Source organism: Providencia sp. PROV208, assembly GCF_028479465.1.
GTDB lineage: Bacteria > Pseudomonadota > Gammaproteobacteria > Enterobacterales > Enterobacteriaceae > Providencia > Providencia alcalifaciens.
The window spans coordinates 217,612-229,025 of record NZ_JAMPNS010000003.1; the positions used below are offsets into that span (position 1 = coordinate 217,612).

9 protein-coding genes are annotated in these 11,414 nt (G+C 43.4%); 4 read left to right on the plus strand and 5 right to left on the minus strand.

The genetic code is table 11. The annotated features are described in order from the left end of the window. Window positions 1-99 precede the first annotated feature (99 nt). On the minus strand, window positions 100-1,227 hold the full coding sequence (gene tgt, locus PR766_RS02835; protein WP_006657182.1) for a tRNA guanosine(34) transglycosylase Tgt: 1,128 nt from the start codon (window positions 1,225-1,227) through the stop codon (window positions 100-102). A 75-nt stretch (window positions 1,228-1,302) separates the two neighbouring features. Further along, complete coding sequence (gene queA / locus PR766_RS02840) at window positions 1,303-2,385, minus strand: tRNA preQ1(34) S-adenosylmethionine ribosyltransferase-isomerase QueA (RefSeq protein ID WP_006657181.1); 1,083 nt, start codon at window positions 2,383-2,385, stop codon at window positions 1,303-1,305. Window positions 2,386-2,562: 177 nt separating this feature from the next. Between queA and PR766_RS02845 the strand changes: the two genes are divergently transcribed. The 3 genes from PR766_RS02845 to ggt all read left to right on the plus strand — a co-directional run bounded on the left by PR766_RS02845 (window position 2,563) and on the right by ggt (window position 5,960). Further along, window positions 2,563-3,174 (plus strand): acyl carrier protein phosphodiesterase, encoded by a 612-nt coding sequence (locus PR766_RS02845; RefSeq protein ID WP_036963035.1) that lies wholly within the window; start codon window positions 2,563-2,565, stop codon window positions 3,172-3,174. Window positions 3,175-3,380: 206 nt separating this feature from the next. Further along, a complete protein-coding gene (locus PR766_RS02850) occupies window positions 3,381-3,983 on the plus strand; it encodes a peroxiredoxin C (protein WP_006662798.1) in 603 nt (200 codons plus the stop codon). A gap of 210 nt (window positions 3,984-4,193) precedes the next feature. Next, complete coding sequence (gene ggt, locus PR766_RS02855; protein WP_006657177.1) at window positions 4,194-5,960, plus strand: gamma-glutamyltransferase; 1,767 nt, start codon at window positions 4,194-4,196, stop codon at window positions 5,958-5,960. A 75-nt stretch (window positions 5,961-6,035) separates the two neighbouring features. Here ggt and brnQ read toward each other — a convergent pair whose 3' ends face one another. The 3 genes from brnQ to phoB all read right to left on the minus strand — a co-directional run bounded on the left by brnQ (window position 6,036) and on the right by phoB (window position 9,884). Continuing rightward, window positions 6,036-7,364 carry a branched-chain amino acid transport system II carrier protein gene (gene brnQ / locus PR766_RS02860; protein ID WP_036974916.1) on the minus strand — a complete coding sequence of 443 codons (1,329 nt, stop codon included), beginning with the start codon at window positions 7,362-7,364 and terminating at the stop codon, window positions 6,036-6,038. Window positions 7,365-7,872: 508 nt separating this feature from the next. After that, entirely contained in the window at window positions 7,873-9,171 is a 1,299-nt protein-coding gene (gene phoR, locus PR766_RS02865) for a phosphate regulon sensor histidine kinase PhoR (RefSeq protein WP_006657175.1), read from the minus strand. A 23-nt stretch (window positions 9,172-9,194) separates the two neighbouring features. Beyond that, complete coding sequence (gene phoB, locus PR766_RS02870; RefSeq protein ID WP_154636325.1) at window positions 9,195-9,884, minus strand: phosphate regulon transcriptional regulator PhoB; 690 nt, start codon at window positions 9,882-9,884, stop codon at window positions 9,195-9,197. 315 nt (window positions 9,885-10,199) lie between these two features. Between phoB and sbcD the strand changes: the two genes are divergently transcribed. Next, on the plus strand, window positions 10,200-11,414 hold the full coding sequence (gene sbcD, locus PR766_RS02875; protein WP_154636324.1) for an exonuclease subunit SbcD: 1,215 nt from the start codon (window positions 10,200-10,202) through the stop codon (window positions 11,412-11,414).

Consider the following 11,414-nt stretch of genomic DNA (forward strand, 5'->3'; position numbering starts at 1 on the left):
TAATTCTTTTGGCTGATGCCAATAACCACAATTCAGCTGCAAGAACGAAGGGTACAGCCCGATATGCTACACAGATCGGGCTAACTTCGCACTTTAAATTCACGCTCTATTTAATGAAGGCTGAGGTTTCCCAATCTTCTGATAGAAATCGGCAGCAAACTGCTCAAAATTGCCAGCTTCAATCGCTTGGCGAATACCTGCCATTAAGCGCTGGTAGTAACGTAAATTATGAATGGTATTGAGACGCGCACCCAAAATTTCATTACAACGGTCAAGATGGTGCAAATAAGCACGGCTATAATGACGACAAGTATAGCAGTCACACTCTTCATCAAGTGATGAAGTATCTGACTTATACTTCGCATTACGAATTTTTACCACGCCGTTAGTGACAAACAAATGCCCATTACGTGCATTTCGAGTTGGCATCACACAGTCAAACATATCAATGCCACGACGCACGCCTTCAACTAAATCCTCAGGTTTACCAACGCCCATTAGGTAACGCGGTTTTTCCGCTGGAATTTGCGGGCATACGTGTTCTAAAATGCGGTGCATATCTTCTTTTGGCTCACCCACTGCTAGGCCGCCTACAGCGTACCCATCAAAGCCGATTTCCACCAGCCCTTTCACGGAGATATCGCGTAAATCTTCGTAAACACTGCCTTGAATAATTCCAAACAGGGCATTTTTATTGTTTAGCTCATCAAAACGTTGGCGGCTACGTGCAGCCCAACGTAATGACATTTCCATTGATGTTTTGGCGTAATCCCAATCGGCTGGATATGGTGTACATTCGTCAAAGATCATGACGATATCAGAACCAAGATCGTACTGAATTTCCATCGATTTTTCAGGACTTAAGAAGACTTTTTCGCCGTTAATTGGATTACGGAAATGAACGCCTTCTTCTTTAATTTTACGCATGGCGCCAAGACTAAAAACTTGGAAACCGCCGGAGTCCGTTAAAATCGGACCTTGCCATTGCATAAAATCGTGCAGGTCACCATGCAATTTCATGATCTCTTGACCCGGACGTAACCATAAATGGAAGGTATTACCCAGTAAAATTTGTGCGCCAGTTTCTTTCACTTCTTCAGGGGTCATCCCCTTCACTGTGCCATAAGTTCCTACTGGCATAAACGCGGGGGTTTCAACCACGCCACGTTCAAAAATTAGGCGACCACGACGCGCATTACCGTCGGTTGTCTGTAATTCATATTTCACGTTTTATCTCCTAGCATCAGAAAAACAGTCTGGTGCTATTGGTTACTGAATCTAAGCGAGCAGCGACGCCGCCACTTATTCTTGTTCTGCCGAGCCGACTTGCTCAAAACGAGCATTCGCATTTGGCGTAATAAACATAGCATCGCCATAACTAAAGAAACGGTATTTTTGCTCAACCGCTTCTTTGTAGGCTCGCATGGTGTTTTGATATCCCGCAAACGCAGAAACCAACATAATCAACGTGGATTCTGGTAGGTGGAAGTTAGTGATCAGGGCATCAATCACTTGATATTCATAACCCGGATAAATAAATATCTGGGTATCATCAAAGAATGGAGCAATTAAAGCATTTTGGCTGGCTTTCGCGGCGCTTTCAAGTGAACGAACAGATGTAGTTCCCACCGCAATCACACGATTTCCACGCGCTTTACATGCCAACACAGCATCGACCACCTCTTGCGGCACCTCTGCATATTCAGAGTGCATAATATGGTCTTCGATGGAATCGACTCGCACAGGTTGGAACGTGCCCGCACCGACATGCAATGTCACGAATGCCATCTCAACGCCTTTTTGACGTAATGCGTCTAATAACGGCTCATCAAAGTGTAAACCCGCTGTTGGTGCAGCAACCGCACCTGGACGTTGGCTATACACCGTTTGATACAGCTCTTTATCAGACTCTTCATCTGGACGGTCGATATACGGTGGCAATGGCATGTGCCCAATTTGGTTAAGAATGCTCAACACATCACGGGCATCATCAAAGCGCAATTCAAATAGAGCACCATGACGAGCAACCATTGTTGCGTTCACACTTTCATCTTCACCAAGCAATAATGCCGCACCTTCCTTCGGTGCTTTAGACGCTCTAACATGAGCCAAAACACGGTGCTCATCAAGCATACGCTCAATCAGAACTTCAATTTTACCGCCGCTCGCTTTACGACCGAACAATCTAGCAGGGATCACTCGAGTGTTATTGAACACCAGCAAATCCCCTGGCTCCAATTTTTCAAGAATATCGGTAAACACACCATGCGTAAGCTGTCCCGTGGCACCATCAAGACCAAGTAAGCGACATGAGCTACGCTCAGCCTGAGGATAATGGGCAATAAGTTCTTCTGGTAATTCAAAAGTAAAATCGGATACACGCATTGTATTAACATCAATCTAAAAAAATAAGGCGACTAGTCTAGTGCTGCACTGTCTTTGGCGCAAGAAATAAGCGCCATTTAGTATAAAAAATAAGCAATATTGCGCAAATATTTTCTGAAACCGCACGGAATGTGCCTGCACTCTTTTTTCTTTCATTTTTTCGTTTATAGTACCGACATGAACTACCTTGCTCATCTTCACCTTGCCCATCTAGCCAAAAGCTCTCTATTGGGAAATATGATGGCGGACTACGTACGCGGCAATCCCGCGGGGGAATATTCTGCCGATATTGTCGCAGGGATCCGTATGCACAGGGCTGTTGATAGAACGACCGATACTCACCCACTCGTCAAACAAGCACGTCGCCTATTTCGTGAAGAATATCGCCGAGTTGCGCCTATCACATTGGATTTGGTCTGGGATCACTTTCTTTCTCGACATTGGACACGCTTCGTTCCTACCCTTTCACTCTCTGATTTCGTGCGTTTTGCTCGGCAAACCATTGAACCTGATTTGTGTCATACCCCTGAAAAATTTCAGGAGTTAAATGAGTACCTGTGGTCTCAGCAATGGCTGACTCGCTATGCAGAAAAAGAGTATATCGGGAAATCGCTCAATGGCATGGCAAGACGACGACCGAAGCTGGCTGCCTTGAGTGGCTCTTTTGATGATTTTTTACTTAATTATCCAGAGCTTGAACATATTTTCTTTCAGTTTTATCCACTAATGATTGAGACGGCGGAACAACAGCTTTTTGCCCAAGAGTTCACATTACGTGCATCTGAATAAATTAAAACTTGCACTTTAATGGAATAAAACTATCTTATTGATATTAATTTGCCAAATTGATACCATTGATAGGTAAAAGCTATCATATTAATTGGTTTTAATGCCTTTATTCTCCAAGGATAAATCCTTATCCTTAGGTTATATTTATCCGCATGCCCCATTATGATTGCGGAGATAGAAACCCTTAAAACTCATAGGAGTACATTATGGTTCTGGTAACACGTCAAGCCCCTGACTTTACTGCTGCAGCTGTTCTTGGTAATGGTGAAATCGTTGATAACTTTAACCTGAAAAACCACCTGAACGGTCGTCCAGCTGTGATCTTCTTCTGGCCAATGGACTTCACTTTCGTTTGTCCTTCAGAACTGATTGCATTTGATCATCGTTATGAAGAATTCAAAAAACGCGGCGTAGAAATCGTTGGTGTTTCTTTTGACTCTGAGTTCGTCCATAACGCATGGCGTAAAACGCCTGTTGATAACGGCGGTATCGGTGAAGTTAAATATCCGATGGTTGCTGATATCAAACGTGAAATCATGAAAGCATACGGCATCGAGCACCCAGAAGCGGGCGTTGCTCTGCGCGGTTCTTTCTTAGTTGACAAAAACGGTATTGTTCGTCACCAAGTGGTTAACGACCTGCCATTAGGTCGTAACATCGACGAAATGCTGCGTATGGTTGACGCGCTGCAATTCCACGAAGAGCACGGTGATGTTTGCCCAGCTCAGTGGGAAAAAGGTAAAGAAGGCATGAACGCATCACCAAAAGGCGTTGCTGCTTACCTGACTAAAAACGCAACTGGTCTGTAATTCTACCAATTAAGTTTTCAGATGCCGGCTCAATGCCGGCATTTTTACATCTCTTATCTGCAATTTTTCCTACCTCGTTAACACTTTTCTACTTTTGCTGTTCAGCCCCCTAAATAATTCATGCTATATCTTAACGATACAAATATTTAACAAATTATTTATTTGTATTACATCTAAGCGTTACTTCCTTCATTTAATCGGGAGATACCAATGATAAAAAATGCATGGCGCCCTTCTTTACTACTGATTTCTTTGCTGACATCAAGTCAACTTTACGCCGCTTCCGAACCCGCTGTTGAAGCGACAAAAGGTATGGTTGTCTCCTCTCAACACCTCGCATCCCAAATTGGAGCTGATATTTTAAAAGCAGGAGGCAATGCGGTGGATGCTGCGGTTGCAGTCGGTTACGCGCAAGCCGTTGTTAACCCTTGCTGTGGTAATATCGGCGGCGGTGGGTTTATGACACTTCACCTTGCTGATGGCAAAGATATCTTCATTAACTTTCGAGAAACCGCACCAAAAGCCGCCAGTGCCGACATGTATTTAGATAAAGATGGCAAGCTTATCAAAGATGCCAGCTTATACGGCTACCTCGCCTCAGGCGTTCCAGGCACAGTCAAAGGTTTAGATTATGCCCTTGAAAAATATGGCACGATGAGCCGCCAACAAGTCATGGCGCCTGCAATTAAACTCGCAAGAGAAGGTTTTGTACTCACCCGTGGAGATACGGATGTACTCGACACCACAACTGAACGCTTTAAACAAGATCCTGAAGTCGCTCGTATCTTCTTAAAACCAGATGGAAGTACTTACCAACCTGGAGACTTGCTCGTTCAAACCGACTTAGCTAACACCTTAGAAAAAATCGCTAATAACGGTCCTGTCGCCTTCTATGAAGGGGATATACCTAAAATTGTAGAGGCAGCATCGAAGAAAAACGGTGGGATCCTGACGGCTCAAGACTTTGCAGATTACACCATCGCAGACACAACGCCCGTTAGCTGTACATATCGCGGCTACAAATTTATCTCTGCCCCACCACCAAGCTCCGGCGGTGTGACTATCTGTGAAACCCTCAATATCTTAGAAGGTTATGACCTAAAAGAAATGGGCTTCAACTCAGCAGAATATATTCATACACTGACCGAAGCGATGCGCCATGCTTACATGGATCGCAATACATTCCTAGGTGATCCTGCATTTGTCGATAACCCGACAGGCAAATTACTCAGTAAACAGTATGCGGCAGATCTGCGAAAAGAAATTGTTCCGAACAAAGCGACGCCGTCTACCGAAGTCCAGCCTGGTATGGGACCGCATGAAAAACCAGAAACCACCCATTATTCGGTGGTAGATGATAAAGGCAATGCTGTTTCAACCACTTACACGATTAATGGTCGATTTGGCTCCGTCGTTATCCCACCGGGTACAGGCTTCTTCTTGAATGATGAAATGGATGATTTCACCACCAAAGTCGGCGAAAAAAATCTGTATGGATTAGTACAAGGAGAAAGAAACTCCATTGCCCCCGGTAAGCGCCCACTATCATCCATGAGCCCAACAATTGTCACCAAAGATGGCAAAGTGTTCTTAGTTCTCGGCTCACCGGGTGGCTCTCGTATTATTTCGATTACCTTACAAACCGCGTTAAATATTATTGACCATGGTATGCCTCCACAAGAAGCGGTAAATGCCCCTCGAATTCACCATCAATGGCTCCCAGACGAGGTTTACTATGAACAGCGTGGCGTGTCTAAAGATACGTTAGCTCTACTAGATAAAATGGGATATAAGATGGTTGAACAGACGCCATGGGGCGCTGCGGAGCTGATTATGATTGGTATTCCTGATGGTGCAGGCGTCAGTGCAAAATCCTCAGGTAACGATTCTGCCGTTTCCGGTAAAGTTCGCGAAGGCTTTATCTATGGCTCTAACGATGTCCGCCGCCCTGCGGGTAGTGCTGTGGGTGTGAATTAATTCAGTCATCATGATAACGAAAAATGCCAGTGGGATTATCCTCCACTGGCATTTTTATTGCGTATTTACAAAATACTACGCGTGTTTATGACGTTCGTTAGATGGTGAAATGAATCTATCACACACAATAGCAACAACCAGCACAGCGACGGATGGTAACACCCAAGCTAAATCTTGTTGGTATAATGGGATAGACGTCATCCAATCTGGAATGTAGGTCTTCAAACTATCCGATGCTTTCACTGCGCCAATCAAGCCAACCACAAAACTTGTTAACATCGTCGGTGCAATTACGATGGTTGGATTACGCCACCATTTCAATGTAAAGCTCATCAAAATCAAAACAATACAAGGCGGATAGATTGATACTAAAACAGGCAGTGAAAATGCGATCAGCTTACTGAGCCCAAGGTTTGAAATCACCATGGAGAACAGACCCAAAATTAGCACTAACTTACGGTAAGAAATTGCGACATAACGGCTGAAAAACTCAGCACATGCACACGTTAAACCAACAGCAGTTACCATACAGGCAACAAAAATCAGCACCGCTAAGAAGAAGCTACCGTAGTTCCCAAAAGTGTACTGAACATATTCATGCAGAATATCAGCACCATCGGCAGGATTTGGAATTAATGAACCGCTATTCTCGCCCAGTTTAAACAGCGATAAATAAACCAGCGTTAATAAAACCCCTGCAATTAAGCCCGCCCACATAGTATAACGAGTTAATAATGAGGAGTTTTCGATACCTCGTGAGCGTGCTGCATTCACAATGACGATACCAAACACCATCGCACCTAATGTATCCATCGTTAAGTAACCATTGATGAAACCATTAGAGAATGCCATATTTTGATATTCTGGCGTTGCCACAATTGGCTGCCCTGCGGGCCACATCACCGCCGCAATACCCAATATAGCCAGTGCCAACATTTTTACTGGCGCCAGAATATGCCCCACGCTATCAAGTAACTTACCTGGATATAACGAAATTCCGATGACCAGTACAAAATAGATTGCACTATAAACCAATAGGGAGATTTCCGATTCACCACCAAGCAATGGCGCAATACCCACTTTATACGAAACGGTTGCTGTTCTTGGTGTCGCGAAAAGAGGTCCTACTGATAAGTAAGCAACGACAGCTAATAATAAACCAGCAGTTTTACCAATCGGCGTGCTGAGCGCTTCAATACCGCCCCCCACTTTTGCTAGTGCAACAACAGTAAGAACAGGAAGACCGACGCCAGTGACTAAGAAACCAAGTGCAGCAGTCCAAACCTGCTCACCTGCTTGTAAACCGACCATTGGCGGGAAAATGATATTTCCAGCACCAACAAATAGCGCAAAGGTCATAAAACCTAAGGCGAGGATATCTCTGGATGATAAACGATGAGCCATATTATGTTAATTTTTAGTAAATTATGAATTAAAAACAGGCTATCTCATAGATAACCTATTGGAACATATATGACGAAATAGAGTTCTGATTAACATGACTTTAACAATATAAAATGCATGCCTTGGTTAGCTTTGTAATACTAAACATCAAAAAACAGTAAAAATCGCCAATAACTGGCGACAAGTAAAACTTTTATAGGGAAAAAAGGCAAGAGCAAACCTGAAAACAAGAATAAAGTACCAAACTAAATTTAAGAACCAGTGATTACTGTCAGTAAATTTGCAATATCCCGTATATATTCAGGCTAAAAAAACAGCAACAAAACATTATTTAACCACTCATAATGTATTTTGGCAGGATAAGATGAAGAAAATTGAGGGATAACAATGAAAATATAGCGCGGCGATTAAAAATAACGTCAAAAAGGAAGAAATAGCAAAACAAAAAACCTTGCTAATGCAATGATTTTATTAGCAAGGTTTCATTTTTAGCGATTATTTGGCACACCTATTTTTTATCTGACACAATAAAAACAGGCGGTAACGTAAAGGAAAATTCACTGCCCTTACCAATCTGACTGGTGACCGATAATTGGCTGCTATGATGCTGAACAGCATGCTTAACAATCGCTAAACCTAGGCCCGTTCCCCCACCACCTTGTCGAGAGCGCGCCTTATCCACACGATAAAAACGTTCCGTTAAGCGAGGAATGTGCTCAGCAGGAATTCCAGGACCATTGTCACTCACGCTAAATTGTGCGCCGTTATTGGTTTTCTGCCATTTCACCTTAATTTTCGTCCCTTCCGGTGTATGGTTTATCGCATTATAAACCAAGTTAGCAACCGCACTGCGTAACTGTTCTTCATTACCATGCACTCGCAGTTTTTCATCAATCACGAATTCAAACTCATGTCGCCCTTGGCTTAAGCCAATGGCTTCTTGTTCAATCATTTTAAGAATGACCGGCATATTAATCTGTTCATCAAGATTAATTTGAGGGGCAACCTCAATTCGTGATAGTTGCAGCAATTGCTTCACTAAATTATCCATCCGATGGGTCTGCTCTTGCATCACCGATAAGGCTTTTTTATTCATCGGTGATGTTCCTTCTTGGTCATCCATCACCTCGAGATAACCTTGAATGACGGTCAGTGGTGTACGTAATTCATGGCTAACGTTGGCAAAAAAGTCTCTGCGTGCTTTTTCCAATCTGCGCTTTTCAGTCACATCTCGAGCCACCATCAATAACTGGTCACTGGTGTATGGCAAAATGCGAAACTCCACAATTTCACCGCTGTTCAATTCAATCGTCAGCGCTTGATCATAACTCTTCACCGTGAAATAACGGCTAAAATCAGGATAACGTAATAAATTAAAAATATGCTGCCCGTTATCCTCTGGCCAGCGAAAGCCAAGAAGCTGTTGAGCGTGGCGGTTACACCAAAAAATATTGCCTTCCGTGGTCATCATAACGACCGCATCGGGTAGAGACTCAGCTCCACTGCGAAACCGTTTAATAAGTTGCCCTAATTCGCGGCGGCGCTTACGGTTACGCTGCTGCATTTGATAAATACCGTAAAATATTGGCTCCCAGCCCCCTTTACCATCTGGTGGCAACATACTTCTATCTAGCCACAACCAGTCTGAAAGTTTTAGCAGGTTATATCCATGCCAAATTAACGCAGCTAGTAATGAAATAACCAATAGCCACGGCAGGTGGCCAATAAAAATAGATAATATTAGTGCGGGTAAAATAAATAAAAACAGCCCCCAGATCAGCTGTTTTAAGGATAAGCGTTCAAGCACCCCTGTTTCTCCCTAATGGTTTCTCAATAACGCACAGAGAAGCGGTAGCCAGTACCACGAACCGTTTGCACCATTTTATCATGCTCATCTAGCTCTAACGCTTTTCTTAAACGACGAATATGCACATCTACCGTCCTATCTTCGACATACACGTTTGCACCCCAAACATAATTAAGTAACTGCTCGCGGCTATAGACTCGCTCTGGATGGGTCATAAAAAAGTGAAGTAGCTTATATTCGGTAGGTCCCATATCGATGGGAATCTCATTACTCGTAACACGATGGGAAGTCGGATCAAGCACTAACCCATTCATTTCAATAATATCTTCTGTCGACATTGGCGAGATGCGCCGCAAAATTGCTTTAACACGGGCTATCAATTCTTTTGGTGAGAACGGCTTAATTAAATAATCGTCCGCGCCAACTTCTAACCCTTTCACACGATCTTCTTCTTCCCCTCTCGCGGTTAGCATCATTACGGGGACATCACGCGTAGCACTATCTCGTTTCATATGTTTGATCACTTGGATGCCTGAACCTCCGGGGATCATCCAATCCAGCAACACTAAATCAGGTAATGGATCAACCAATTGTGCTATCGCAGAATCATAATCATCAGCTTCTGTAGGCTGAAAACCATTCTGTTCCAATACAAAACAAACCATTTCTCGGATGGGCGCTTCATCTTCAACAACTAGAATGCGTCTTGCCATGATTGTTCCTGTAAATAAGAAGAGATTTTTAATGTGACCGCATTATGCGTCAGTTTTGTGACAGAATTATGAATATCTCAACGTAAGGCTACGATCCATCATTAGATTAACAGTTTACTGTCATGTAAGTGAAACATAAAAGCCATATCAGCCAAGCTTCCTACTTTCTTCCTACTTTCATTGCGAAGCGCTTCTCAACTATTTTTCATGCGCTTCCCTTCATATGGCACCGATGCGGTATACTGTGATACAGCAAACTATAGGGTTTGAATATTAGTATAGTAAAAGCGTCATAATCATAGGAATAGGTAGCTCATGCGCATCATCCACACCTCAGACTGGCATTTAGGTCAATATTTTTTCACCAAAAATCGAGCATCTGAGCATCAGCACTTTTTACTCTGGTTAATTGAACAAATCAAACTGCACCAAGTGGATGCACTGATAGTGGCAGGTGATGTCTTTGATACTGGGGCACCACCTAGCTATGCCCGTGAACTATACAATCAATTTATTGTTGATTTACAACGAACTAACTGCCAATTAGTCATTTTAAGCGGCAACCATGATTCGGTTTCTGTTCTAAACGAATCCAGTGCGCTATTACGTTATTTAAACACCCATGTCATCACCTCAAGCAGTGAATCTCATGTCATTACGCTAAAAGATAAACAAGGAAATCCGACTGGGCTAGTTTGCGCCATCCCGTTTTTACGCCCAAGGGATGTTCAAATCAGTATGGCAGGGCAAAGTAGTGAAGAAAAACAACTTTCATTGCAAAATGCCATCCGTGATTACTATCAAACCTGTTACCAAAAAGCCGTTAAGCAGCGCGAAGCTCTTGGCTTAGATATTCCTATCATCGCGACAGGACATCTCACTGTGATCGGTGCAGAACTCACCGATTCCGTCCGCGAAATTTATATCGGTACATTGGATGCATTTCCGTCCGGAGCCTTTCCTCCAGCAGATTATATTGCACTCGGGCATATCCACCGCCCGCAATTAATTGGTGGGAAAGAATATATTCGTTATAGCGGCTCCCCCATTGCACTCAGCTTTGACGAATCACAACAACAAAAAAGTGTGTGTTTAGTGGAATTTAAGGGTCATCAATTTTCCAATGTTACATTGCTGCCTATCCTTGTTTCTCAACCACTGTATAGTCTTAAGGGCACGTTAAAAGAGCTGCAACAACAGCTTATGACGTTACCCACCACCACTGAAAACCGCCCAACTTGGTTAGATATTGAAGTCGCATCCCAAGATTATCTTGGCGATATCCAGCAACGAATTGAAGCGCTCACCCAAGATCGCTGTGTCGAAGTGGTTCGCCTACGCCGTGCTCGTCGAGCCCAAACAGGCCAAAACCTTACACAGCCCAATGAAACATTGAGTGAATTAACGGCTGAAGAAGTCTTCTCTCGAAGGCTTGCTGAAGAATCATTAGAAGACAAAGCGTTAGAGCAGCGTTTATTACAACTGTTCAAGCAATCCTACGCCACCTTACGCACTGAACAAGGGGAATAA

Bases quoted from the DNA above. Each gene is read 5' to 3' on its own strand.
- queA (WP_006657181.1), bottom strand. From the start codon at position 2,385: ATGCGTGTATCCGATTTTACTTTTGAATTACCAGAAGAACTTATTGCC.
- phoB (WP_154636325.1), bottom strand. From the start codon at position 9,884: ATGGCAAGACGCATTCTAGTTGTTGAAGATGAAGCGCCCATCCGAGAA.
- PR766_RS02845 (WP_036963035.1), top strand. From the start codon at position 2,563: ATGAACTACCTTGCTCATCTTCACCTTGCCCATCTAGCCAAAAGCTCT.
- sbcD (WP_154636324.1), top strand. From the start codon at position 10,200: ATGCGCATCATCCACACCTCAGACTGGCATTTAGGTCAATATTTTTTC.
- ggt (WP_006657177.1), top strand. From the start codon at position 4,194: ATGATAAAAAATGCATGGCGCCCTTCTTTACTACTGATTTCTTTGCTG.
- PR766_RS02850 (WP_006662798.1), top strand. From the start codon at position 3,381: ATGGTTCTGGTAACACGTCAAGCCCCTGACTTTACTGCTGCAGCTGTT.
- brnQ (WP_036974916.1), bottom strand. From the start codon at position 7,364: ATGGCTCATCGTTTATCATCCAGAGATATCCTCGCCTTAGGTTTTATG.